Source organism: Paracoccaceae bacterium, from assembly GCA_019454225.1.
Classification (GTDB): domain Bacteria; phylum Pseudomonadota; class Alphaproteobacteria; order Rhodobacterales; family Rhodobacteraceae.
This window is the reverse complement of sequence record CP075370.1, coordinates 810,363-832,454: the sequence shown is the minus strand read 5'-3', so window position 1 is coordinate 832,454 and position 22,092 is coordinate 810,363. Positions and strand designations below refer to the sequence as shown.

Annotated in this window: 27 protein-coding genes; 11 read left to right on the top strand and 16 right to left on the bottom strand. The window is 68.7% G+C overall.

Going from position 1 to position 22,092, the window contains the following annotated elements; translation table 11 throughout:
• Window positions 1-17: 17 nt before the first annotated feature.
• On the bottom strand, window positions 18-242 hold the full coding sequence (locus KF887_03970) for a hypothetical protein (protein ID QYK42292.1): 225 nt from the start codon (window positions 240-242) through the stop codon (window positions 18-20).
• A 57-nt stretch (window positions 243-299) separates the two neighbouring features.
• Window positions 300-1,745: a pyruvate kinase gene (pyk, locus tag KF887_03965; protein QYK42291.1), complete on the bottom strand. Its 1,446-nt coding sequence runs from the start codon at window positions 1,743-1,745 to the stop codon at window positions 300-302.
• Window positions 1,746-1,955: 210 nt separating this feature from the next.
• Between pyk and KF887_03960 the strand changes: the two genes are divergently transcribed.
• The 4 genes from KF887_03960 to KF887_03945 all read left to right on the top strand — a co-directional run bounded on the left by KF887_03960 (window position 1,956) and on the right by KF887_03945 (window position 5,440).
• Window positions 1,956-2,717 carry an N-formylglutamate amidohydrolase gene (locus tag KF887_03960; GenBank protein QYK42290.1) on the top strand — a complete coding sequence of 254 codons (762 nt, stop codon included), beginning with the start codon at window positions 1,956-1,958 and terminating at the stop codon, window positions 2,715-2,717.
• 158 nt (window positions 2,718-2,875) lie between these two features.
• A complete protein-coding gene (locus tag KF887_03955) occupies window positions 2,876-3,811 on the top strand; it encodes a hypothetical protein (protein ID QYK42289.1) in 936 nt (311 codons plus the stop codon).
• Between the two features lie 91 nt (window positions 3,812-3,902).
• Window positions 3,903-4,214: a DUF1244 domain-containing protein gene (locus tag KF887_03950; protein QYK43426.1), complete on the top strand. Its 312-nt coding sequence runs from the start codon at window positions 3,903-3,905 to the stop codon at window positions 4,212-4,214.
• A 194-nt stretch (window positions 4,215-4,408) separates the two neighbouring features.
• The gene (locus tag KF887_03945; protein QYK42288.1) at window positions 4,409-5,440 is read left to right on the top strand and encodes a hypothetical protein; all 1,032 of its coding nucleotides are present in this window, start codon (window positions 4,409-4,411) and stop codon (window positions 5,438-5,440) included.
• A gap of 104 nt (window positions 5,441-5,544) precedes the next feature.
• Here KF887_03945 and KF887_03940 read toward each other — a convergent pair whose 3' ends face one another.
• The 3 genes from KF887_03940 to KF887_03930 are packed head-to-tail and all read right to left on the bottom strand — an operon-like array spanning window position 5,545 to window position 7,991.
• Window positions 5,545-6,405 carry a D-amino-acid transaminase gene (locus KF887_03940; GenBank protein ID QYK42287.1) on the bottom strand — a complete coding sequence of 287 codons (861 nt, stop codon included), beginning with the start codon at window positions 6,403-6,405 and terminating at the stop codon, window positions 5,545-5,547.
• Window positions 6,406-6,407: 2 nt separating this feature from the next.
• Entirely contained in the window at window positions 6,408-7,370 is a 963-nt protein-coding gene (locus KF887_03935; GenBank protein QYK42286.1) for a dipeptide epimerase, read from the bottom strand.
• Window positions 7,371-7,376: 6 nt separating this feature from the next.
• Window positions 7,377-7,991, bottom strand: a complete 615-nt coding sequence (locus tag KF887_03930; protein QYK42285.1) for an isoprenylcysteine carboxylmethyltransferase family protein — start codon at window positions 7,989-7,991, stop codon at window positions 7,377-7,379.
• 192 nt (window positions 7,992-8,183) lie between these two features.
• On the opposite strand from KF887_03930, the gene KF887_03925 reads away from it, so the two are divergent.
• Window positions 8,184-9,149, top strand: a complete 966-nt coding sequence (locus KF887_03925; protein ID QYK42284.1) for an L-malyl-CoA/beta-methylmalyl-CoA lyase — start codon at window positions 8,184-8,186, stop codon at window positions 9,147-9,149.
• Window positions 9,150-9,309: 160 nt separating this feature from the next.
• On the opposite strand, the gene KF887_03920 is transcribed toward KF887_03925, so the two are convergent.
• A complete protein-coding gene (locus tag KF887_03920; GenBank protein ID QYK42283.1) occupies window positions 9,310-10,146 on the bottom strand; it encodes an AraC family transcriptional regulator in 837 nt (278 codons plus the stop codon).
• Window positions 10,147-10,260: 114 nt separating this feature from the next.
• On the opposite strand from KF887_03920, the gene KF887_03915 reads away from it, so the two are divergent.
• The 3 genes from KF887_03915 to KF887_03905 all read left to right on the top strand — a co-directional run bounded on the left by KF887_03915 (window position 10,261) and on the right by KF887_03905 (window position 12,243).
• Window positions 10,261-11,220 (top strand): acetyl-CoA carboxylase carboxyltransferase subunit alpha, encoded by a 960-nt coding sequence (locus tag KF887_03915; GenBank protein QYK42282.1) that lies wholly within the window; start codon window positions 10,261-10,263, stop codon window positions 11,218-11,220.
• Window positions 11,217-11,531: a multidrug efflux SMR transporter gene (locus tag KF887_03910; protein ID QYK42281.1), complete on the top strand. Its 315-nt coding sequence runs from the start codon at window positions 11,217-11,219 to the stop codon at window positions 11,529-11,531. Before KF887_03915 ends, KF887_03910 begins: the two co-directional genes overlap by 4 nt.
• A gap of 190 nt (window positions 11,532-11,721) precedes the next feature.
• On the top strand, window positions 11,722-12,243 hold the full coding sequence (locus tag KF887_03905) for a hypothetical protein (protein QYK42280.1): 522 nt from the start codon (window positions 11,722-11,724) through the stop codon (window positions 12,241-12,243).
• Window positions 12,244-12,289: 46 nt separating this feature from the next.
• Here the strand turns inward: KF887_03905 and KF887_03900 are convergent, their stop codons facing one another.
• The 8 genes from KF887_03900 to KF887_03865 all read right to left on the bottom strand — a co-directional run bounded on the left by KF887_03900 (window position 12,290) and on the right by KF887_03865 (window position 17,435).
• Entirely contained in the window at window positions 12,290-12,766 is a 477-nt protein-coding gene (locus KF887_03900) for an SRPBCC family protein (GenBank protein ID QYK42279.1), read from the bottom strand.
• Window positions 12,767-12,768: 2 nt separating this feature from the next.
• Window positions 12,769-13,083 (bottom strand): helix-turn-helix transcriptional regulator, encoded by a 315-nt coding sequence (locus KF887_03895; protein QYK42278.1) that lies wholly within the window; start codon window positions 13,081-13,083, stop codon window positions 12,769-12,771.
• Window positions 13,084-13,112: 29 nt separating this feature from the next.
• Window positions 13,113-13,568 carry an SRPBCC domain-containing protein gene (locus tag KF887_03890; protein QYK42277.1) on the bottom strand — a complete coding sequence of 152 codons (456 nt, stop codon included), beginning with the start codon at window positions 13,566-13,568 and terminating at the stop codon, window positions 13,113-13,115.
• Between the two features lie 129 nt (window positions 13,569-13,697).
• Window positions 13,698-14,303, bottom strand: a complete 606-nt coding sequence (locus KF887_03885; GenBank protein ID QYK42276.1) for a pyridoxamine 5'-phosphate oxidase family protein — start codon at window positions 14,301-14,303, stop codon at window positions 13,698-13,700.
• 14 nt (window positions 14,304-14,317) lie between these two features.
• A complete protein-coding gene (locus tag KF887_03880; protein ID QYK42275.1) occupies window positions 14,318-15,097 on the bottom strand; it encodes a class I SAM-dependent methyltransferase in 780 nt (259 codons plus the stop codon).
• A 24-nt stretch (window positions 15,098-15,121) separates the two neighbouring features.
• On the bottom strand, window positions 15,122-15,853 hold the full coding sequence (locus KF887_03875) for a 1-acyl-sn-glycerol-3-phosphate acyltransferase (GenBank protein ID QYK42274.1): 732 nt from the start codon (window positions 15,851-15,853) through the stop codon (window positions 15,122-15,124).
• Window positions 15,853-16,728 (bottom strand): cell division protein FtsX, encoded by an 876-nt coding sequence (locus KF887_03870; protein QYK43425.1) that lies wholly within the window; start codon window positions 16,726-16,728, stop codon window positions 15,853-15,855. Before KF887_03870 ends, KF887_03875 begins: the two co-directional genes overlap by 1 nt.
• 35 nt (window positions 16,729-16,763) lie before the next feature.
• Entirely contained in the window at window positions 16,764-17,435 is a 672-nt protein-coding gene (locus tag KF887_03865) for an ATP-binding cassette domain-containing protein (GenBank protein QYK43424.1), read from the bottom strand.
• A gap of 190 nt (window positions 17,436-17,625) precedes the next feature.
• Between KF887_03865 and KF887_03860 the strand changes: the two genes are divergently transcribed.
• Window positions 17,626-18,453: a zinc-ribbon domain-containing protein gene (locus KF887_03860; protein QYK43423.1), complete on the top strand. Its 828-nt coding sequence runs from the start codon at window positions 17,626-17,628 to the stop codon at window positions 18,451-18,453.
• Between the two features lie 21 nt (window positions 18,454-18,474).
• On the opposite strand, the gene KF887_03855 is transcribed toward KF887_03860, so the two are convergent.
• Entirely contained in the window at window positions 18,475-19,170 is a 696-nt protein-coding gene (locus tag KF887_03855) for a glutathione S-transferase N-terminal domain-containing protein (protein ID QYK42273.1), read from the bottom strand.
• Between the two features lie 147 nt (window positions 19,171-19,317).
• Between KF887_03855 and mscL the strand changes: the two genes are divergently transcribed.
• Window positions 19,318-19,704 (top strand): large conductance mechanosensitive channel protein MscL, encoded by a 387-nt coding sequence (mscL, locus tag KF887_03850; GenBank protein QYK42272.1) that lies wholly within the window; start codon window positions 19,318-19,320, stop codon window positions 19,702-19,704.
• A gap of 123 nt (window positions 19,705-19,827) precedes the next feature.
• On the top strand, window positions 19,828-20,706 hold the full coding sequence (locus tag KF887_03845; GenBank protein QYK42271.1) for a DMT family transporter: 879 nt from the start codon (window positions 19,828-19,830) through the stop codon (window positions 20,704-20,706).
• Between the two features lie 233 nt (window positions 20,707-20,939).
• Here the strand turns inward: KF887_03845 and aroC are convergent, their stop codons facing one another.
• Window positions 20,940-22,040, bottom strand: coding sequence for a chorismate synthase (gene aroC / locus KF887_03840; protein QYK42270.1), 1,101 nt, complete (start codon window positions 22,038-22,040; stop codon window positions 20,940-20,942).
• Window positions 22,041-22,092 lie beyond the last annotated feature (52 nt).

Here is a 22,092-nt window from a genome sequence, read left to right as displayed (position 1 = left end):
CCGCGCTGCGGATCACATCAGTTGATATACCGGCCGAACACCCGGAAGAACGCGTCCGGGATTTCGCCGATGGCATAGCCGCCCGGTCGCTGGCTGACCGCCACCGCGATCAGCACGCCCGAGATCAGGGCAAGGATGGCCCCGGCGCGCGGCGCACGGCCGTCCATGAACGCGGAAAACAGCGACGGAAGGGTCAGCACGCCCACCGTCACGCCGACGACCATCATCAGATCGGGGTCCACCTGCACCCTCCCGCGGGAAACGCAACGCCCCGCCGGAAAACCTGGCGGAATCGCAGGCTATTCTGGATCGGCGCGGTAAATCAATCGTTCGTCGCAGGGCGCCACACGCAGGATGTTCGTCGTGCCCTGAACGTTGAACGGAACGCCCGCGGTCAGCACGATCTGATCCTTGTCGGTGGCAAATCCATGCCTGCGCGCCGCGCGCACCGCCTCGATCACGGCACCCTTGAACCGGTCCTGCGGCTCCGCGATGGCGCAATGCGTGCCCCAGGTCAGCGCCAGCCGCCGGGCGGTGCCGATCAGCGGCGTCAGCGCCAGGATCGGCACGCGGGGCCGCTCGCGCGCCACCAGGCCGACGGTGGTGCCGGTCTGGCTGAAACAGCAGATCGCCTTGATCGGCGTCGTCTCGGCGATCTCGCGCGCGGCCGCCACGATGGCATCGGCCACCGTCTCGCGCCGGGCCTTGCGGCTGGCCTCGATCACCTCGCGATAGGTCGGATCGCTTTCGACCGACTTGGCCACATTGTCCATCGTCGTCACGGCCTCGATCGGATACTGGCCCGCCGCCGACTCCGCCGACAGCATCACGGCATCCGCGCCCTCGTAGATGGCCGTCGCCACGTCCGATACCTCGGCACGGGTCGGCACGGGGCTTTCGATCATCGATTCCAGCATCTGCGTCGCCACGATGACGGGCTTGGCCGCCGCCCGCGCCATCCGCACCAGCCGCTTCTGGATCGGCGGAACCGAATGCACCGGCAGTTCCACGCCCAGATCGCCGCGCGCCACCATGATCCCGTCGCTGACCGCAAGGATCGCCTCATAGGCCTTCACCGCCGCCGGCTTCTCGATCTTCGACAGGATCGCCGCGCGGTCGTTCGCCAGGGCCCGCGCCTCGATCACATCCTCCGGCCGCTGCACGAAGGACAGCGCCAGCCAGTCGACGCCCAGCTGGCAGGCGAACTCCAGGTCGGTGCGGTCCTTGGGCGACAGCGCCTTCAGCGGCAGCACCACGTCGGGAACGTTCACGCCCTTGCGGTTGCTGATCGCCCCGCCCACGGTCACCACGCAATCGGCAAAGTCCGCCCCGCAGGCTTCCACCCGCAGCCGGATCTTCCCGTCGTTGACAAGAAGCGTCGAACCGGTCTCCAGCGCCGCAAAGATTTCGGGATGCGGCAGGTTCACGCGGGTCGCGTCACCCGGCGTCGGGTCCAGATCCACCCGGAAGGCCGCGCCCTCGGCCAGGTCATGCGGCCCCTCGGCAAAGGTGCCGACACGCAGCTTCGGCCCCTGAAGATCGGCCAGGATCGCGATGGGCCGCCCGGTATCCGCCTCGATCTGCCGGATGATCGCGTGGCGCCGCGCGATATCGTCATGCGTGCCGTGGCTCATGTTCAGCCGGAACACATCCGCCCCGGCCTCGGACAGCGCCCGGATCATCTCGTAGGTATCCGACGCCGGGCCAAGCGTTGCCACGATCTTCACATTGCGCAGGCGTCTCATGGGCGCATTCCCCTAGGTCATGTTAGCGGTCGCAGCGACCACGGGCCTTATTGCGGAAAACTTCGGCCGGGGCAACGTCCGGGGTCGCTTCGCGGTGCAGGCTGCACAGGAATCGGGCAGATGCCGGTGTTTCATTGCCGTGTTGCCTTCGCCATTTCCTCAGCGCCCTGTCCCGGCTAAACCCGCATCGCGCATGAACACGACAGGACCATGAACGACCATCCCTTCCGCATCATCGGCGAGAATCGCGACTCCCGCTGGCTCGTCACCTGCGACCATGCCACGAACCACGTCCCGGGCTGGGTGGCGGGCGGCGACCTGGGCATCGCGCCCGAGGACATGGGGCGCCACATCGCGCTCGACGTCGGGGCCGCCGGCCTGGCGGCCGCCCTGGCCGAGCGGCTCGGCGCGCCCTGCATCCTGTCCAACTTCTCGCGCCTCGTCATCGACCCCAACCGCGGCGAGGATGATCCCACGCTGCTGATGAAGCTCTATGACGGCACGATCATTCCGGCCAACCGCCACGCCGGCCCCGCGGAACTCGAACGGCGGCTCGACCGGCTCTACCGTCCCTATCACGACGCGCTGGCGCGCCTGGCCGCGCGGCGTCCCGACACGGTGATCGTGGCGATCCATTCCTTCACCCCCTGCCTGCGCGGCCGGGCGCCGCGGCCCTGGCATGTGGGCATCCTGCATTCCCACCTCGACAGCCGCCTCAGCCTGGCCCTGCTGCGCAGCCTCGCGGCCGAGCCCGACCTCTGCATCGGCGACAACGAACCCTATTCCGGCCACCTGCCCGGCGATGCCATCGACCGCCACGCCCTCGCCCAGGGCCGCCACAACACCCTGATCGAACTGCGCAACGACCTGATCGGAACCCCCGCCGAACAGGCCGCCTGGGCCACCCGGCTGGCCCCGCACCTGCTGGCGGCGCTGCATGCCGCGGATCGTGGCGCGGCCGGAAACGAATGACGCTGCCGCACCCCGTCCGTTTCCCGCACCGCCGCAGCCCGCGCGACGCCATTGACAGAATCGCGGAAGCCCTCCGTTAACTCGGCACAGGGCCACACTGGCCCGCCCCCGCGCCGGAAAACGGCGCGTTTTCATGTCTTTGTCGAAGGGTATCGTTGATGGAACTGTTGCTGATCCTCCTGCCTCTGGCGCTTCTCGGCGCCGTTTTCTCGGGCGGGTCCGATGATGACGCGCCGGCCGAACCGCCGCCCTCCGACGACCGCGTGATCACCGGCAGCGCGGATGACGAGGATCTGGCGGGCGGGCCCGGCAATGACCTGATCTTCGCCGCCGCGGCCCCCGACATCGTCACCGGCAACGACGGCGACGACATGCTGTTCGGCGAGGGTGGCAACGACACGGTGCAGGGCGGCGCGGGCGAGGATATCCTGCTCGGCGGCAACGGCGACGACGAGATGCGCGGCGGCGCCGGGCGCGACCTGCTGATGGGCGGGGCCGGCCGCGATCTTCTGTCGGGCGATTCCGGCGACGACGTGCTGATCGGGGGCAGCGACGTCGACACGCTCCATGGCGGCGCCGGGAACGACATCCTGTCGGGGGTCGAGATCGGCCCTGCCGACCTGGACGATCCCGAACTGGCCCAGGTCGTGGCCGACCTGAACACCCTGGTCGGTCTGCGCTACGGCGCCGACACCTCCGCCCGCTTCGCCGCGCGGGTGGAACGGTCGGTCCTCTCCGCGAACGACGAGATCGCGGCCGAAGCTGGCGCACCCGCGCCCGACCTGCTCTATGGCGGCCTTGGCGCCGATACCATCTTCGGTGACCATGGCGACCTGATGGTGGGCGGCGGAACCGACACCGCCGACCTCTTCGTGGCGGTGATGCGCGCCGATGCCGAGCCCGTGACCATCGCCGATTTTGAGGCCGCCGACCGGATCGAGATCGACCCGAACGGCCTGCCGCCTGGCGACATCTCCTTCACCCTGCTGGACGAAGGCACGCTGATCCGCGTGGGCGATGCCGCCGTGGCCGTCGTGACGGGGGTCAGGGATTTCGACCTCCTGGCGCCCCGCGTCACGCTGACCGCCGCCTGACCGCCGGCCCCGGAACGGCGGGGGGGGGGTGACAATTCCTCCCCGCCGCCCCATCTTCCTGCCATGCCGACAGGAGGCCCCCATGCCCGACATCGACCCGGACACCCGCACCGCGCTTGAGGCTGCGGCCTTCCGCGCCCTGGTCCATCACCTCATGGAGAAACGCCCCGATGTGCAGAACATCGACCTGATGAACCTGGGCGGGTTCTGCCGCAACTGCCTGTCCCGCTGGTATCAGGAGGCGGCCAATGCGCGCGGGATCGAGCTGACCAAGGACGGGGCGCGCGAAATCGTCTACGGGATGCCCTACGCCGACTGGGTGGCACGGAACCAGACAGTGGCCGACGACGCGAAGAAGGCCGCCTTCGACAAGGCGTTCAGGGAAAACGTGACCGGCGGCTGACCGCAGCCTCGCCACAGAAGCAGGCCGCGCAGGCCACTGTTTCTGCTTTAGGAACAAGAACCTGCCGGAATCGCCTGCAACTTTACCGACCCCGGTGACCGCCCCATACTGGTCCCTGCGGCCCGATTCGCCGGGGCCGGGGTTGCCATGCGTCGCGGCATCGCGGCGGCAGGCGCGGGTGTCAGGGCTCTGAGATGGACCTTCTGGTTTTGCTGGCCCTGCCGCTGCTGCTGCTGGGCGGATTCGCGGTTGACGCGGCAACCAACGATGACGACACGCCCCCCGAAACACCGACCGAGGGCAACGACAGCCTGACCGGCACGGACCTTGCCGAAGCCATCGACGGGCTTGCCGGATTCGACACCATCTCCGGGCTTGGCGGCAACGACACCCTGATCGGCGGCCGGGGCAATGACAGCCTCATCGGCGGCGACGGGTTCGACGAACTGCTGGGCGAGGAAGGCAACGACACGCTTCAGGGCGGAAACGGTGCCGACATCCTGCGCGGCGATCAGGGCCGCGACCTGCTGATCGGCGGAAACGGCGACGACCGGGCCGAGGGCGGCATCGGCGGCGATTCCGTCTTTGGCAATGACGGCAATGACCTCTTGCTGGGCGAGGACGGCAACGACGACCTGAACGGAGGGGATGGCGAGGATACCCTTCTGGGCGGCACCGGCGATGACGCGCTGTCCGGCGGCTTGGGAGACGACCTGCTGAACGGCTTTGACGGGGACGACCTGATCTCTGGCGGCGACGGCAATGATCAGCTTTTCGCCGGGCGCGGGTTGTCGGCCGGTCGCGGGTTCGACACGCTGTTCGGCGGCGCAGGGGATGACACCTTGTCGGGCCATTTCGTCCTCGGCAATGAACCCACGGGCCAACCCGAAAACGACGGCGCGGCCCTTTTGCAGGGCGGCGACGGCAACGACGCCCTGTCGGGCAGCCTGAACGACACGCTGTCGGGCGGGGCGGGAACCGATACCTTCCGGCTGTTCGACTATGGCCCCGGCCTTGCGCTGATCACCGATCTTGACCCCGCGACCGAGGCGCTGGCCATCACGCCCGACCCGTCCGACACCACGCCACCCGGCGGCCATGTGCTGACCCAGCGGGCCGCCACAGACGGAATCGAGGTGCTGCTGAACGGCCGCGTGGTGGCCCAGCTGACCGGCATCGCGCCTGACGCCACGGTGGACCTGCGGCTGGTGCCGCTCTTGCCCTGACGCCTCGCGACAGCGAAGCGAGTGTTAACAAAGCGTTGACGCGCCAGGGTCAAGCATTTGATTTCATTGACAACGAAAAGCGTCCCATCGTGGGACGCCCCCCGTCACACGGCGTGGCGGCGCATCTCGTCCAGATAGATGTCGCGCAGCCGGGTGGCCACCGGCCCCGGCACCCCCGCCCCCACCGCCGCATCGTCGATGCCCACCACCGGCATCACGAAGGCCGAGGCCGAGGTAAAGAAGGCCTCGTCCGCCGCCTTCGCCTCCTCCAGCGTGAAGGGGCGTTCCTCGACCACCATCTGCGCCTCCCGCGCCAGCCGCAGCACGGCCGCGCGGGTGATCCCGTGCAGGATCTCGTGGCCAAGGTTCCGCGTCACGATCCGGTTCCCGATCACGATATAGGTGTTGTTCGAGGTTCCCTCGGTGACAAAGCCATCCTCCACCATCCAGGCGTCGTCGGCTCCCGCCTTCTTGGCCAGCATCTTGCCCATCGAGGGATACAGAAGCTGGGTCGTCTTGATGTCCCGCCGCCCCCAGCGGATGTCGGGGATCGAGATCACCTTCATCCCCTTCCGCGCCGCAGGGTTGTCGGCCAGCCCGGGCTTCGACTGGGTGAACAGCACCAGCGTCGGGGGAACCGGCTCGGACGGGTAGGCAAAATCGCGGTCGCCAGGATTGCCCCGCGTGACCTGCAGGTACACCATCCCCTCGACGATCCCGTTGCGCGCCACCAGTTCCCGGTGGATCGCCAGCAACTCCTCGTCGGAACAGGGCGACGCCATCTCCAGTTCGGCCAGGCTGCGCGCCAGCCGCGCCGCATGCCCGGCAAAGTCGATCAGCCTGCCGTCCAGCACGCTCGTCACCTCATAGACGGCATCGGCCATCAGGAACCCGCGGTCAAACACCGAAACCCGGGCCTCGGCCTCGGGCAGATAGTCCCCGTTCACATAGACGATGCGGCTCATTCCTATCCCCAGAGTTCGGCGCTTGGCGGGTGAACCCCGGCGCCGTCGTAGCGCAGGGGATGGTCGCGGTCTTCCCCCAGCAGAAGCGGCCCGTCAAGATCGACGAAGGCGGCAGACTGGGCCAGCAGGGTGGCCGGGGCCATGGCAAGCGACGATCCGACCATGCAGCCGACCATCACGCCAAACCCGGCCGACGCCGCCGCCGCCCGCTGCGCCAGCGCCTCGGTCAGACCGCCGGTCTTGTCCAGCTTGATGTTCACCACGTCGTACTTGCCGGTCAGGGCAGCCAGGCTGTCGCGGTCATGACAGGATTCGTCGGCGCAGACCGGCACCGGCCGGACCATCCCGCGCAGCGCCTCGTCATCGCCCGCAGGCAGCGGCTGTTCCACCAGGCGCACGCCCAGGCGCAGCAGGTGCGGCGCAAGCTCGGCGTAGGTCCGGGCATCCCAGCCCTCGTTCGCGTCCACGATGATCGCCGCCGCCGGCGCACCCGCACGGACCGCCTCGAGCCGGGGCATGTCGTCCGGCGTGCCCAGCTTGATCTTCAGGATCGGCCGGTGCGCATGCCGCGCCGCCGCGGCCCGCATCGCATCCGGCGTGTCGAGCGACAGCGTGTAGGCGGTGACGCGCGGCCCCGGTGCGGGCAGGCCCGCGAGGTGCCACACGCGCAGGCCCGCGGCCTTTGCCTGCCAGTCCCACAGCGCGCAGTCGACGGCGTTGCGCGCGGCACCCGGCGGCAGGGCATCTTGCAGGGCCTCGCGCCCGATGCCCGCCGGCAGCGTGGCGATCTGGGCCAGCACGCCCTCGGCCGTCTCGCCGTAGCGCGCATAGGGCACGCATTCACCCCGCCCGGCCACGCCATCCCGCAGGACCGAGACCGTGACAACCTGCGCCTGGGTCTTCGAGCCCCGCGCGATGGTGAAGGTTCCGGCAATCGGGAAACGCTCCAGGCGCGCGCTGATCATGCGGCGCTACCAGATCGGCAGGGTCGGCAGGGCATGGAGTTCCTTGAGGTATTCAAGCAGTTCCGCCATCGGGATGAACGACAGGAACACCAGCGCATCCATCAGGTTCTGGCGCAGGTGCGGAACCGAGACCGTCAGGCTGGCCGGTGAACGGAACAGCGCGACATCGGGCAGTATCATCGGCACCCGCGCGGCATAGTCATCATAGGCCGGGCCGAAGGTGCCCCGCAGGAACGACTCTTCCTTGCGGGCGGTCGCCGAAAGGATGGCGAGGACAAGAAGGCCCAGGATCGCCGTCAGCAGCAGGCTGCCCAGCATCAACCCCAGACCCACGACACCCAGCGTCGAGAACAGGTACAGCGGGTGCCGGCACACCGAATAGGGACCGTCCTGCATGACAAGATGGTTCTTGTGCCCGCCGATGTAGAGGATCGCCCAGAACCGCCCCAGAACCGCCGTGATCACAAGCGCAAGTCCCGCGACCTCCAGCAGTTCGAACACCCCTTCGTTCCAGGCCGAGCGCGTAAAGAGGATCAGCGGCAGGGAAAGCACGAAGGCCGACCGCAGGATGTTGACACGGATCGCCTGATTGACGGGGGTGGTGCGGGTCGGATGCGTCATGATCGCCTTGCTGCATGAATCCGGGCAATGGGCGCCTGCGATGGACAATGATCAATGGGCTGCGGCGTCGCAGGCGGATTCACGCCGACGGCTCCCGATGCTGCGCCTGCGAAGGCATGTTGCGCCGCAGCGCGCAATATTATACCGAAGGCGCGCGCCTAGCGGCAATTTCCTTAGCTCAAGGTCCACACGATGTCCTTTCGTCTGCAACCCCCTGCCCCTGAACGCCCGAACCGCTGTCAGCTGTTCGGTCCAGGGTCGCGGCCCGCGCTGTTCCCGAAGATGGCGCTCAGCGCGGCGGATGTGATCAACCTCGATCTCGAGGATTCGGTCGGCCCCGCCGACAAGCCCGAGGCGCGCCGGAACATCATCCGCGCGATCAACGAGGTGGACTGGGGCCGCAAGCACCTGTCGGTGCGCATCAACGGGCTGGACACGCCGTTCTGGTATCGCGACGTGGTCGAGGTGCTGGAAGAGGCGGGTGACCGGATCGACCAGATCATGATTCCCAAGGTGGGCTGCGCTGCCGATGTCTATGCGGTGGATGCGCTTGTCACGGCGATCGAGGCCGCAAGGATGCGGCAGAAACGGATCAGCCTGGAGGTGATCATCGAGACGGCGGCCGGAATCGCCCATGTCGAGGAGATCGCGGCATCGAGCCCCCGCCTTCAGGCGATGAGCCTGGGCGCCGCCGATTTCGCGGCGAGCATGGGCATGCAGACGACCGGCATCGGCGGGACGCAGGAAAACTACTACATGCACCGCGAAGGGGCGAAGTACTGGTCGGACCCCTGGCACTGGGCACAGGCGGCCATCGTGGCGGCCTGCCGCACGCATGGCGTGCTGCCGGTGGATGGCCCCTTCGGCGACTTTGGCGATGACGAGGGGTTCCGTGCGCAGGCGCGGCGGTCGGCCACCCTTGGCATGGTGGGCAAATGGGCGATCCACCCGAGGCAGGTGGCGCTTGCCAATGAGGTGTTCACACCGTCGGAGGCCACCGTGGCCGAAGCGCGCGAGATCCTTGCCGCGATGGAAGCCGCCAAGGCCGCCGGACAGGGCGCCGCAACCTACAGGGGCCGGCTGATCGACATCGCCAGCATGCGGCAGGCCGAGGTCATCGTGCGGCAGGCAGATCTGATCGGACGCGAGAGTTTCTAAATCGCCCTGACGAATATCACAACTTGATGACAAGTGCCCGCGACTCGGGCAGTATGAAAACATCCCTGCGCCGACCCCGGGAGAGGAGGCCCGTTCGGCGCAAAAGGGGAGGATGCACGCCCCGGGGGCCCGGCCCTCCGGGGCTGTGCTGTTTTCCGGATCAGGCCAGCGGCACACGAATCTCGGACAGCAGGTCGGCGGGCGCCGTGTCCGACGGACTGTTCAGATAGGCCTCCCATGGGGCCCGGTCGGCCGGCACCTCGCCGCTGTCGGGCAGCCATTGACCGTAGAGCCACGCCCATGCCGCGGGAAATCCCGTATATGGCCCGCGCAACGTCAGGATGGCGCAGCGCCCGCCCGGCAGCGTCACGTCGTCGAAGCCCTCGGGCAGTGCCTCGGCACCGCCGATGGCCACCGCCGCATGGGCGCGCAGCTCCGCCGCCGGCGTCGCGGACGGATCGTCGTAGTAGATCGCCACGCCGGGCCCGGCGATGCGGGCGACAAGGCCCGCCGCCACCATCCGGTCCCAGAGCGCGGCGAAGGTCGCCCCGATGGATGGATAGGGGCCGCGATGGGGCAGCGCGGCAAGCCGCAGGGGCGGCACGGTCTCGATGCGGACAGGATGCATGGGCAGGTCTCCTTTTCGGGTGGGGATCAGCGCCGGCGGCACAACCCCGCGCCTGCGAAGGGCGGCGGGCGTGACCCCGAAGGCCGCGCGGACGGCGCGGGCAAAACTGTGGATGTTGGGATACCCGACCTCGGCGGCGATCCGCGCCAGTGGCGCGCGGCCGCCCACCACCAGAACCGCGGCCCGGTTCAGCCGTGCGCGGCGCACGGCCTCGGCCACCGTCTCGCCGGTCATGGCCGAGAACATCCGGTGAAAGTGGAACCGCGACAGCGCCGCGACATCGGCCAGACGATCGAGCGACAGGTCGCCATCGAGGTTCAGCGCGATGTGGCGATAGACACGGTCGATGCGGATCTGGTGCGTGTTCATCGGTCCCCCGGATTGCAATCCGGCGACTACCATGGGGCCGGACGACAAATCTTGCCGAGTTGCAATCGTGTCACGCCCGCCGCATATAGCCCTGATGCGTGCGGAGGCCCTGACATGAACTACCTCGACTTCGAGAAACCGCTGGCCGAGATCGAGGGCAAGGCCGAGGAACTGCGCGCGCTGGCGCGCGGCAACAAGGACATGGATGTCACGAAGGAGGCCGAGGCGCTGGACCGCAAGGCCGAGACCGCGCTGCGCGATCTCTACAAGAACCTGACGCCCTGGCAGAAATGCCAGGTCGCGCGCCACCCCGACCGGCCGCATTGCAGGGACTACATCGAGGCGCTGTTCGCCGAATGGACGCCGCTGGCGGGCGACCGGAACTTTGCCGACGATCATGCGGTGATGGGGGGGCTTGCGCGGTTCAACGACCTGCCGGTGGTGGTGATCGGCCACGAGAAGGGCAACGACACGAAAAGCCGCATCGAGCGGAACTTCGGCATGGCGCGGCCCGAGGGCTATCGCAAGGCGATCCGCCTGATGGACATGGCGCACCGCTTCGGGCTGCCGGTGATCACGCTGGTCGATACACCCGGCGCCTATCCCGGCAAGGGTGCCGAGGAACGCGGGCAGGCCGAGGCCATTGCGCGCAGCACGCAGAAATGCCTGGAGATCGGCGTGCCGCTGATTTCGGTGGTGATCGGCGAGGGCGGGTCGGGCGGGGCCGTGGCCTTTGCCACCGCCAACCGGGTCGCGATGCTGGAGCATTCGATCTATTCGGTGATCAGCCCCGAGGGCTGCGCCTCGATCCTGTGGAAGGACGCCGAGAAGATGCGCGAGGCGGCCGAGGCGCTGCGGCTGACGGCGCAGGACCTGCAGAAGCTGGGCGTGGTGGACCGGATCGTGAAGGAGCCGCTGGGCGGGGCGCAGCGCGCGCCGCGCGAGGCGGTCGATGCGGTGGGCAAGGCGATCGAGATAATGCTGAAGGACCTGACCGGCAAGAAACCCGAAACGCTGATCCGGGACCGGCGGGCGAAGTTCGTCGAGATGGGGTCGAAGGGGCTGGCCGCTTGAACCCCTGGCTGATCGTGGTTCTGGCCGGGCTCATGGAAACGGGCTGGGCATTGGGGCTGAAGTATTCGGACGGGTTCAGCCGCCCGGTGCCGACGGTGCTGACCATCCTGGGGGCGCTGGCGTCATTCTGGCTGCTGTCGGTCGCGATGAAGTCGCTGCCGGTGGGCACGGCCTATGCGGTCTGGGTGGGAATCGGTGCGGTCGGGACGGCGGTGGCGGCGGTGTTCCTGTTCGGCGAGGCCGTGAATGCCATGCGGGTGGCGGGGATCGGATTGATCCTGGCCGGAATCCTGGCGCTGAAATTCGCCTGACCGGATCGGAGCGTCCCACGATGGGACGCTGAACGGCACAAGCGTTTTCAATGACTTATTCAGCCGCGTTCACACATCCTTTACCTTTGCGCCCGGATGTGACGGCATTCGTCATCCACCGGACGCGCGCGCCGTGGCAGGATGCGGCATCGGCGGATCGGACGGAGGGTGCGGGATGCGGACGGGCGGGATGGTTCGGCAGGCATGGACGGCAGGGGCGGCGGCGGCCTGCCTGGCACTGGCGACGGGCGGGCCCGTGGCGGCGGGCGGGACGCTGGAGGGGCGTATCGTGACGCTCTACGTGCTGACCTATGACGACCGCGAGGCGCCGATCCTGAACAGCCGGGGACGCACGGTGGTGGTGGATGACGGGATCGAGTTCGGCCTAGGCCCTGAGTTCCGGACGCCCGGCTTCGACATCGTGCCGGTAGAGGTGCAGATCGACCCGACGCGCATCCGCTTTGCCTATCCCGAGGGGGCTTCGGGCAATTTCTATGTCGCCCGGTTCAACGGCTATGTCCTGCGGTTCGAGACCGAGTGCGCGCTGTTCAACCATGTGGCCGTGGACCGTGACGCGACGACCCTGCCGATGACCGAGGCCGACATCTTCACCGAGAAGGGCGAGTTGTTCATCAATGTCGCGGGCCGGGACTATGCGCCGGGAGAGACGCTGGTGCTGGACCTCGACATCGCGGACTGCCCGCTGAGCTGACGGGCCCGCCGACATGCGGCAGGCCCCTGCGCCGCCGGGCCTGCCGTCAGGCGGCGGCGCCGGTCGCGGCGGGCCTGGCGAAGACGTCGATGGCCTGTCCGGTTTCCAGGTAGGATTTCAGGCTGGACAGCACGATGGGCCAGCCCTTTGAGATGCCGTTCAGCATGCCGCTGCCCGGGATCAGCCCGTCGTGGGTGACCGTCAGCCGGACCATTCCGTCATAGGGGACAAGATCGAAGGTCACGCGGCTGTATGCGGCCGGGTCGGCGGCTTGCGAGGCATTGGCCCAGGTGATCACCAGCCGGTGCGGCGGGGCGTGTTCGACGACCTCGCCCACCAGTTCCACGCTGCGGCCCGCATCGGCGCGGACATGCTGCCAGCGGGCGCCCGGCGTCCAGTCGGAGATGTTTTCGTGCCCCCAGTATTCCCGCGCCATCTCGGGTCGGGTGATCGCCGCGAACACCTTGTCGGGGGTGGCGCGGACATAGGTCACATACTGGAAGGTGGCGGTCTGGCCGGTCATGGTCATTCTCCTTCAAGCTCGCGTTTCAGGTCATGCAGGAGCCGCAGGCGTTCGGTCTCGAACTTGCGGACCCAGCGTTCGTAGATGTCGTGCAGCGGCACGGGGTTGATGAAGTGCAGCTTTTCCCGGCCGCGACGGACCGTGCTGATCAGGTTGGCGGCTTCGAGGATGTCGAGATGCTGCGTCGCCGACTGCCGGGTCATCGAGAGCCCGTCGCAGAGCTGCCCGAGGCTTTGGCCGTTGGCTTCGCACAGCTGGTCCAGCAGCCGCCGCCGTGTCGGATCGGCCAGCGCCTTGAAGACCTTGTCGGCATCCATTCCGGGTTCCGCCCCCACCCCGGCCGGTGTCAGTTCCAGTTGTCGATCTTGATGTCGCGCGGGCTTGGCAGGCCGGTTCCGGTTTCCACCAGTGCCTTGAGGCTCATCATGAACACGCCCCATTTGGTGCTGCAATGGTGCATGAACTCGCCGGGTTCGGCCCAGCCTTCGTGGCGGAACAGCACCACGCAATGATCGCCTTCCTGCTTGAGGTCGAAGCGGATGCGGGTGCCGATCCATTCCTCGGGGCCTGCGACCACCTCCCACAGCACCAGCGTGTCGGGGCGGTGTTCAAGCACGGCCATCTCCATCGCGCCGATCTCGATGCCGCGATCGGTGAAACGGACGCGCAGCCGGCCGCCGGCACTGTCGTCGCCGGAGGTTTCCTCGGTCCACCAGCCGGCGACGCCATCGCGCGTGGCGAGTGCGCCGAAGACGGCCGGCACCGCCGACCTGATCCCTACCCTGTGCAGAATGTCCGGCATGCCGGTCCCCTTCCCTGTCTGCGGTCGGCGCGCGCATTCGGCGCCTGCGTCCTTGGCTCCAATATGCAGTCATTTACCTGCATGTCAAGCCGCAATGTCGCGCCCGGGCCAGGTCGGTGCGGCGGGCGGCTACCAGAGGGTCCGGGCAGCGCGGGCGGGCCATGCGGCGTCATAGGCCGCACCGTCGATGCCGCCCTGCGTGATCTCGCGCAGCATGTCGCCCACGGTCGGCAGGCCCTGCGCCTGATCCCCGGACCACAGGGCAGCGCGCAGCAGCGCGCGGGCACATTGCGAATAGACCTCGGCCACGGCGATCACGATCACGCAGCGCGGCAGGTGGCCATCGCGGGCAAACCGGGCGCGCATCGTGTCGTCAACGGTGAGCCGGGCGGTGCCGTTGACCCGCATCGCGGTGTTCGACCCCGGGACCAGGAACATCAGGCTGACCCGGCCGTCGCGGACGATGTTGCGCAGGCTGTCGATGCGGTCGTTTCCCCGCCAGTCGGGCAGCGCCAGCGTCCGGTCGTCCAGCACCGCCACCACCGGGCCGTCATCGCCCCGGGGGCTGCCGTCGGTGCCCTCGGGGCCGACGGTGGACAGGACGCAGAACCGCGACCGCCCGATCCAGGCGCGGTAGGCGGGGGTCAGGCAGGAGGTCACCTTGACGGTGGACGCCTGCCCCGGGGTTCCGTAGAGCGCCTCAAGCGCCGCGATGTCGTCGATCCAGTCCGGCATTCGGCCCTCCCTGTTCAGGCCGCGCGCAGGGGCAGCCAGGACTGGATCCGGGGCAGGATTGTCAGCGTGCGGAAGCCGAAGCGCGTGACCGGCTTGACCGGCGTGCCCGGGAACTCGGCCACGACGGATTTCTGCAGCAGTTTCAGATAGGTGTCGTGGTAGGAGATCGAGCAGAGGAACAGCTTGTTCATGGTGTAGAACAGCGGCACGAAGGCGAAGTTGCGCAGCAGGTACATCTTGGCCACCGCCTCGCTGACGCCGGGCCAGCTTGGGTTGAGGTAGTCGTCGACCGAGATCAGGCCCTCGGGGGCGGTGACCTGCATGGCGAATTCGATGTCGTTCATCGTGTGGGTGACCTCGTGGCAGCCGTCCACGCTGAAGAACTTGAACTGGCCGTGCCGTGCGACCAGGGCCGCGGCGTCGGCAGCACGCAGCGCCAGGCTGTCGGCGCGGACCTTCTCGACCCGGTGGGCGCCCAGGCCATGCGCCTTGAGGTTGGTGTCAAGTACGGCGGCCTTGCCGACGCCCGCGCCATCGAGGTTGAACTGCTGCATGTCGTAGACGTCGATCGCGGCATGCGAAAACACCGCGTCGGGGTCGAAGGTCTTGACCAGGCCGATCAGGAACTTGCCCTCGAACACGCCGATCTCGGCCACCGGGCCCTGACCGATGGCGCGGGCGACGGGCCAGAGCGCCTGCCACAAATGCGGGCCGCACCAGCCGTTCACCTCTGCGATCCGGTCGCCCAGATACAGGTTCATGTCGTCGATATGGGCAGGGTCGGCGAAGGGCATGGCGCGGGCTTTCTGCTGTGGAGGTCAGCGACGGACGAAACCCGCTTCGGCCATCAGGCGGTCCGAGGCGGTTTCGATGGTGGTTTCGAGCTGGGTCATGAAGGCGGGAACCGGGCGCCCGGGCGGGATCGGGGGCAGGAACTCGACCACGGCAAGGCCGGGGCGACGCAGCAGGCTGCGGCGCGGCCAGAACACGCCGACGTTGGTCGCAACCGGGATGCAGGGCTGGCCAAGCTGTTCGTAGAGCAGGCCGGTGCCCACCTTGTAGGGCAGCGTCGCGCCGGGGGCCACACGGGTGCCCTGCGGATAGATCACCAGTTGCCCCGGAAAGGCGGTGCCTGCGGCCACGCGCGCCTTCATCGCGGTGATGGCCTGCCCGCGCTTGCCCCGGTCGACCGGCACACAGCCGATGCGCAGCGCATACCAGCCGAGGATGGGCGCCCACTTCAGCTCCTTCTTCATGATGAACTTGGGCCGCGGCAGGACCGAGACGAGGATGATGATGTCGAAGAAGCTCTGGTGTTTTGCGGCAACCAGCACCTCGCCCTCTGGCGGGGTTCCGCGCACTTCGGACCGAAGGCCGACCAGCAGGCGGGCCGAGAACCGGACCCAGCGGCAATAGGTGTGGATGGCCGAGAAGGCGGCATCGCGGCGGAAGATGGCGAAGGGTGTGAACACGATCGCCAGAACCACCATCGCCAGATACATCTGGACGATGAACACGACCGACCGCAGCCATTGCAGGACAGGGGACATCAGCGCAATTCCCGAAGCTTGTGAAAGGCGGCAAACCTGGTCGCGACAAGCGCGACAAGGCCCGCGACCGGCGGCAGCGCGGCGGGCCAGAACCAGGCGGTGCCCTGGAATCCCAGCCCGGTCAGAAAGCCCCCGGCGGCGTCGGCGGCGGGCAGGAATGCCACGGCGGCGGTGCCGATGACGGCACCAGCGGCGGCGCCCCCTAGGGCGCGCAGCGTGAAGCGGCGCACGAAGGCCCGGGCGATCCATGCGTCGCGGGCGCCGATCAGGCGCAGCACGCCGATCACCTGGGCGTTGGCGGCAAGCGCCGCCGTGGCGGCAAGCGTGATCATCGCGGCGAAGGCCGCGCCGATCAGGCCCAGCGACAGCGCCCCGAGCATCCGCAGGCGCCCGGCCGCCTGGGCGAGCGGCCTGCGCCAGCGGGTATGATCATCCAGCACGGCACCGGGCGCCTCGGCCGACAGGCGCAGGCGCAGGCCCTGTCCGTCATATCCCGGATCGCCCTCGGTCAGTTCGACGAGCCGGGGGACAGGCAGGCGGTCGATCGGCAGGTCGGGGCCGAACCAGGGTTCGAGCAGGGCGCGCGCCTCGTCCTCGGGGATGGCCCGGGCCGTGGCGACGCCGGGCGTGGTGGACAGCACGTCCAGCACGGCGGCCACCTGCTGCGCCATCTGGTCGGGCGGGGCCGCGATGCGCACCGTCGCGGTTCTGGCCAGCGCCTCGCCCCAGCGGTCGGCCAGCCGCCCGGCGGCCAGCGACAGGGCCAGCGCAAAGACCGCGAGAAAGGCCATGGCGCCGGCTGTGAAGGTGGTGATCCAGGCCGTGGCGCCGGTCGGGGGCACGACGCGATCGGCCTCGCGCAGCGCGGCGAGCATGCGGGCGAACCAGCCAGCGCGCGCGACGGGCACCGTCACAGATCGGCCCCGGCAAGCTGCACCCGGCGCTGCGCGATGCGCAGCACGCGGGCCTGCGTCTGCGCCTTTGCCTGGCGGATGAGGTTCATGTCATGGGTGGCCACCAGCACCGTCTTGCCCATGCGGTTCAGTTCCACAAGCAGCGTGAGCAGGCGCAGCGACATCTCCCAGTCGAGGTTGCCGGTGGGTTCGTCGGCCAGGATCACGTCGGGGCCCATGATCACCGCCCTTGCAAGGGCGGCCCGCTGGCGTTCCCCACCGGAGAGTTGCGGCGGCAGCGATGCCGCCACGCCCGACAGCCCCACCCAGCCCAGCAGCGACGACAGGTCGCCCGGATCGGCGTCGCGCCCCGCGACGGTCAGCGGCAGCGTGACATTGGCCGCCACCGGCAGATGGTCGAGGAACTGGCAATCCTGATGCACCACGCCGACGCGGCGGCGCAGGCGCGCGATGTCGTCACGCACAAGCCCGCGCACCTCGCGGTCGAAGATGGTGATGCGGCCCGCCGTCGGCAGAAGCTCGGCGTAGCAGAGCTTGAGCAGCGTCGTCTTGCCCGCGCCGGAAGGGCCTGTCAGGAAATGGAAAGATCCCGGTGCCAGCCGGAGGCTGACGTCGGACAGAAGCTCTCCTCCGCCGTAGCTGTAGGCGACGTTGTCGAAGGCGATCACGGGTCCTCGCAGGAACAGCGCCGGGCGCGGCATGGGGCCCGGCCGGACGGTTGCAGAATTGCCCAAGGGCGCCGCGGTTTCAATCGTCTGCTGTCCGCGAAGTTGACGAGGCCGGGCCACTAGCACTTGGATAACGCACAGGAGGCGGTTACAACATGTACAACGGGGAGTATCACGGGCGGGGACGGACCTGATGCGGCTGGTGTGCCCGAACTGCGACGCGCAGTACGAGGTGGACGATCATGCGATCCCTGACGCGGGACGCGACGTGCAATGCTCGAACTGCGGGCATGCCTGGTTCCAGTTGCCCCCCGACCTTGCGCCGGACGACGATGAGGAAAGCGAGCACGAGGCGCTGGCGGCGGTTCCCGACCCGGAGCCCGTCGGCATCGCCGCCTCGCCCGCGCATCCGGCCGAGGAACCGATGGTGACGGTGGCAGCCGCCGCCGCTCCGGCTGCCGCGCTGCCGCCGCGCCGCAGCATAGACGAGGCGCTGCTGTCCGTGCTGCGCGAGGAAGCCGAGCGCGAGGTGGCGGCGCGCAAGGCCGAGGCCGCGCGCGGTGTCGAGACGCAGCCCGACCTTGGCCTGACCGGCGCCGCCCCGACCGAGCGGCCCGCCCCGCCGACGCCAGGCACCGAGCCGTCGGAGGCAGAGGCAGACCGCCCGATCACCCAGCGGCCCGGCAACCGGCGCGACCTGCTGCCCGACATTGAAGAGATCAACTCGACATTGCGCGCCGGGAGCGAGACACGGGGCGACGAGGCGGCGGTCGCGCCGGTTGCCGAGGCGGAGGTGGCGCGCAACGGGTTCCGCAGCGGCTTTGTCGCGATGCTGGTCATCGCGGCGATTCTGCTGGCGCTGTACGTGATGGCCCCGCGCATCGCGCGGCACCTGCCGGGTGCGGCCCCGGCGATGCAAACCTATGTGGAAGGCGTGAACGGCCTGCGCATCAGGCTTGACAGCGCGATGCAGGGTGTTGCCGCGCGGCTGCGGGGGATGACCGGACAGGGGGAATGACCCCCTGCCGGCACGGCGCGCTCAGGTGCGCGGCGGCTGCACCAGCCCGCGTTCCACGGCGGGGCGGGCGAGGAAGCGGTCAAGATAGCCGGGCACGTTGTGCAGGTCGGACCAGCCGGTGATGTCGCCCGCCTTGTAGAAATCGCGCAGCGTGCGCAGCCAGGGGGCGATGGCGATGTCGGCGATGGAATAGTCGCCCGCCACCCAGTCGCGCCCCTGCAGGGCGCCGTCGAGCACCTTGAGCAGGCGCGCGGCCTCGGCCCGGTAGCGTTCCTTGGGGCGCGGATCCTCGATCTCTTTTCCGGCGAAGTGGTGGAAGAAGCCCACCTGCCCGAACATCGGCCCGATGCCCCCCATCTGGAACATCAGCCATTGCAGAACCTCGTAGCGGTTCGCCTGCGGCAGCAGCTGGCCGGATTTCTCGGCCAGATAGATCAGGATCGCGCCGGATTCGAACAGCGGCAGGGGGCGGCCGCCCGGGCCTGCCGGGTCGATGATGGCGGGAATCTTGTTGTTGGGGTTCAGTGACAGGAACTCGGGCGTCATCTGGTCGTCGGTGGCGAAGTTCACCAGATGGGCGTCATAGGGCAAGCCCACCTCTTCCAGCATGATCGAGACCTTCACGCCATTGGGCGTGGGCAGCGAATAGAGCTGGATCGCGGAGGGATCGCGCGGCGCCCAGCGGCGGGTGATCGGAAAGTCGGCAAGCGTCTGCATCTGGGTTCCCTGTCTCTGAGGTCGTCGCACCATACGCGCGTTTTCCCCGTGAAAACCACGGCCGAGGTGATAGAAATCCGCACGGCGCATGTGCGCGCCGGAACGACACCCCGGGAACGCCCGGGCAATGGAACAGGGAATCGGAATATGCTGAACGAGTTCAAGGCCTTCATCGCGCGTGGCAATGTCATGGACATGGCGGTCGGGATCATCATGGGGGCGGCCTTCACCGCCATCGTCACCTCGCTGGTGGACGATCTGGTGAACCCGCTGATCGGCCTGTTCGTGGGCGGGGTCGATTTTTCCGGCGTCAGCTTCGGCTTTGGCGACGCGCAGTTCATGATCGGCAACTTCATCAACGCGATCATCAAGTTCCTGATCATCGCCTGGGTCGTGTTCCTGCTGGTCAAGGGGCTGAACCGGATGAAGGATGCGATGCTGAAGAAGGAAGAGGTTGCGCCCGCAGCGCCCAAGGGCCCGACCGCAGAAGAGCTGCTGGCCGAGATCCGCGATACCCTGAAGGCGCGCGCCTGACCGGCCCGCCGACGCCCCGTGCGTCGGCCGCAGCATGCCCGCCCGGCGGGCCGCCCTTGACCCCGGCGGCCCGCGCCGATAGCCGCAGGTCCGGCGCGGCAAGCGCGCCGGAGCGGAGAGGCCATGGACCTGCGCGCGATCCTGATGGGCACGGCCTTCGCGCTGATGTGGTCATCCGCCTTCACCTCGGCGCGGATGATCGTGACGGACGCCCCGCCGGTGACGGCACTGGCGTTGCGGTTCCTCATCTCGGGCCTGATCGGCATCGCCTTTGCCGCGGCGATGGGCCAGTCGGCGCGGCTGACCCGGCCGCAGTGGCGTGCCACGGTGATCTTCGGCATCTGCCAGAACGCCCTCTACCTCGGGTTCTACTTTGTCGCGATGCAGCGGATTGAGGCCGGGCTGGCCTCGATCGCCGCATCCACCATGCCGCTGATCGTCGCCGTGGCAGGTTGGGCACTGCATGGCGAAAGGGTGCGGCCGCTCGGCATCGCCGGGCTTGCGGCCGGATTTGCCGGTGTCGCGCTGATCATGGGCACACGGCTGAGCGCGGGCGTGGACGTCCCAGGCCTGGTGATGTGCGGGCTGGGCGTGATGGCGCTGGCCTTTGCCACGCTGTCGGTGCGGGGCGCATCGGCGGGCGGCGGCAACGTGCTGATGGTGGTCGGCCTTCAGATGCTGGTCGGCGCGGCTGCGCTGGCGATGGCCGCCGCCGTGCTGGAATGGCCGGGCGGAATCACCGTGAACTGGACCGCGCGCATGGTCTGGGCCTTTGCCTACACGACGCTGGTGCCTGGCCTGGTGGCGACCTGGGTGTGGTTCGTGCTGGTGGGCCGCATCGGCGCCGTGCGCGCGGCGGCGTTCCATTTCCTGAACCCGTTCTTCGGCGTGCTGATCGGGGCCGCCGTTCTGGGCGAGGCGTTGAGCCTGTGGGACGGCGTGGGGGTGGCCATCGTGGCCGGCGGAATCCTGGCGGTGCAGCTGAGCCGGCAGCCCGGGTGACCGGCACGGGCACGGGCACGGGCAGCGGCACGACGATGGGCTGCAATCCCGCAAATGTGACACATGTTTCAAGCGCCGCCGCCAGGTTCGCGCGTATAAGTGGCAGGCGGCAAGGAAACCGGCCGCCGCGATACGGAGGATGCAATGACCCTGCGCGATCTGAACCTGATGACGGCCCCGGTCCGCCTGCCGATGCCCCTGCCGATCCGGCAGCCCGACGCGTCGGTGCGCGGCTAGCCGATCTGCCCCCGGGTGCCGCCGGTCTGCGCGCGGTCCAGCAGCAGGTGGTCAAGTATGACCGCCGCCATCATCGCCTCGCCCACCGGGACGGCACGGATACCGACGCAGGGGTCGTGGCGTCCCTTGGTCACGAGGTCGACCTGCTGACCGGCGCGGTCGATGCTGCGGCGGGGCGTCAGGATCGACGAGGTCGGCTTGACGGCAAAGCGGACAACCAGATCCTGACCGGTCGAGATTCCGCCCAGGATGCCGCCTGCATGGTTCGACAGGAACACGGGCCCATCCGGGCCCATGCGCATCTCGTCGGCATTCTCGGTGCCGGTCAGCGCAGCGGCGGCCATGCCTTCGCCGATCTCGACCCCCTTGACCGCGTTGATCGACATCATCGCGGCGGCCAGATCGGCATCGAGCTTGCCATAGAGCGGGGCGCCGAGGCCCGCGGGGACGCCCGAGGCGACAACCTCGATCACCGCGCCGACGGAATTGCCCGATTTCCGCAGCGCGTCCAGATCCTCGGCCCAGAGCGCGGCCGTCGCCGCATCGGGACACCAGAACGGATTGTCATCCACCGCGGCCGGATCGAAACGCGCGCGGTCGATCGCGCGCGCGCCCATCTGCACCATGTAGCCGGTGATGCGCAGGCCGGGCAGCATCCGTGCCAGAACCGCGCGCGCAACACCGCCCGCCGCCACCCGTGCCGCGGTTTCGCGGGCGCTTGAGCGCCCGCCGCCACGATGGTCGCGCACCCCGTATTTCTGGTGGTAGGTGATGTCGGCGTGGCCGGGCCGGAACTGCTGCGCGATGGCGCCATAGTCCTTTGACCGCTGGTCGGTGTTCTCGATCATCAACTGGATCGGCGTGCCGGTGGTGACGCCCTCGAACACGCCCGAGAGGATGCGCACCAGGTCGGGTTCCTGCCGCTGGGTGGTATAGCGGTTCTGGCCGGGGCGGCGCCGGTCGAGCCAGGGCTGGATGTCGCCCTCGGACAGGGGCACGCCGGGGGGGGTGCCATCGACCGTGCAGCCCAGTGCCGGCCCATGGCTTTCGCCCCAGGTGGTGACGCGGAAGACGTGGCCATAGGTATTGAACGACATGCCGCAGGCTCCGGTCAGGGGCGACAGGGGCCGGGGGCTGGTGCCGCCGCGG

Bases quoted from the DNA above. Each gene is read 5' to 3' on its own strand.
- pyk (QYK42291.1), bottom strand. From the start codon at position 1,745: ATGAGACGCCTGCGCAATGTGAAGATCGTGGCAACGCTTGGCCCGGCG.
- KF887_03960 (QYK42290.1), top strand. From the start codon at position 1,956: ATGAACGACCATCCCTTCCGCATCATCGGCGAGAATCGCGACTCCCGC.
- KF887_03955 (QYK42289.1), top strand. From the start codon at position 2,876: ATGGAACTGTTGCTGATCCTCCTGCCTCTGGCGCTTCTCGGCGCCGTT.
- KF887_03945 (QYK42288.1), top strand. From the start codon at position 4,409: ATGGACCTTCTGGTTTTGCTGGCCCTGCCGCTGCTGCTGCTGGGCGGA.
- KF887_03940 (QYK42287.1), bottom strand. From the start codon at position 6,405: ATGAGCCGCATCGTCTATGTGAACGGGGACTATCTGCCCGAGGCCGAG.
- KF887_03935 (QYK42286.1), bottom strand. From the start codon at position 7,370: ATGATCAGCGCGCGCCTGGAGCGTTTCCCGATTGCCGGAACCTTCACC.
- KF887_03930 (QYK42285.1), bottom strand. From the start codon at position 7,991: ATGACGCATCCGACCCGCACCACCCCCGTCAATCAGGCGATCCGTGTC.
- KF887_03925 (QYK42284.1), top strand. From the start codon at position 8,184: ATGTCCTTTCGTCTGCAACCCCCTGCCCCTGAACGCCCGAACCGCTGT.
- KF887_03920 (QYK42283.1), bottom strand. From the start codon at position 10,146: ATGAACACGCACCAGATCCGCATCGACCGTGTCTATCGCCACATCGCG.
- KF887_03915 (QYK42282.1), top strand. From the start codon at position 10,261: ATGAACTACCTCGACTTCGAGAAACCGCTGGCCGAGATCGAGGGCAAG.
- KF887_03905 (QYK42280.1), top strand. From the start codon at position 11,722: ATGGTTCGGCAGGCATGGACGGCAGGGGCGGCGGCGGCCTGCCTGGCA.
- KF887_03900 (QYK42279.1), bottom strand. From the start codon at position 12,766: ATGACCGGCCAGACCGCCACCTTCCAGTATGTGACCTATGTCCGCGCC.
- KF887_03895 (QYK42278.1), bottom strand. From the start codon at position 13,083: ATGGATGCCGACAAGGTCTTCAAGGCGCTGGCCGATCCGACACGGCGG.
- KF887_03890 (QYK42277.1), bottom strand. From the start codon at position 13,568: ATGCCGGACATTCTGCACAGGGTAGGGATCAGGTCGGCGGTGCCGGCC.
- KF887_03885 (QYK42276.1), bottom strand. From the start codon at position 14,303: ATGCCGGACTGGATCGACGACATCGCGGCGCTTGAGGCGCTCTACGGA.
- KF887_03880 (QYK42275.1), bottom strand. From the start codon at position 15,097: ATGCCCTTCGCCGACCCTGCCCATATCGACGACATGAACCTGTATCTG.
- KF887_03875 (QYK42274.1), bottom strand. From the start codon at position 15,853: ATGTCCCCTGTCCTGCAATGGCTGCGGTCGGTCGTGTTCATCGTCCAG.
- KF887_03870 (QYK43425.1), bottom strand. From the start codon at position 16,728: ATGCTCGCCGCGCTGCGCGAGGCCGATCGCGTCGTGCCCCCGACCGGC.
- KF887_03855 (QYK42273.1), bottom strand. From the start codon at position 19,170: ATGCAGACGCTTGCCGACTTTCCGATCACCCGCCGCTGGGCGCCGCGC.
- mscL (QYK42272.1), top strand. From the start codon at position 19,318: ATGCTGAACGAGTTCAAGGCCTTCATCGCGCGTGGCAATGTCATGGAC.
- KF887_03845 (QYK42271.1), top strand. From the start codon at position 19,828: ATGGACCTGCGCGCGATCCTGATGGGCACGGCCTTCGCGCTGATGTGG.
- aroC (QYK42270.1), bottom strand. From the start codon at position 22,040: ATGTCGTTCAATACCTATGGCCACGTCTTCCGCGTCACCACCTGGGGC.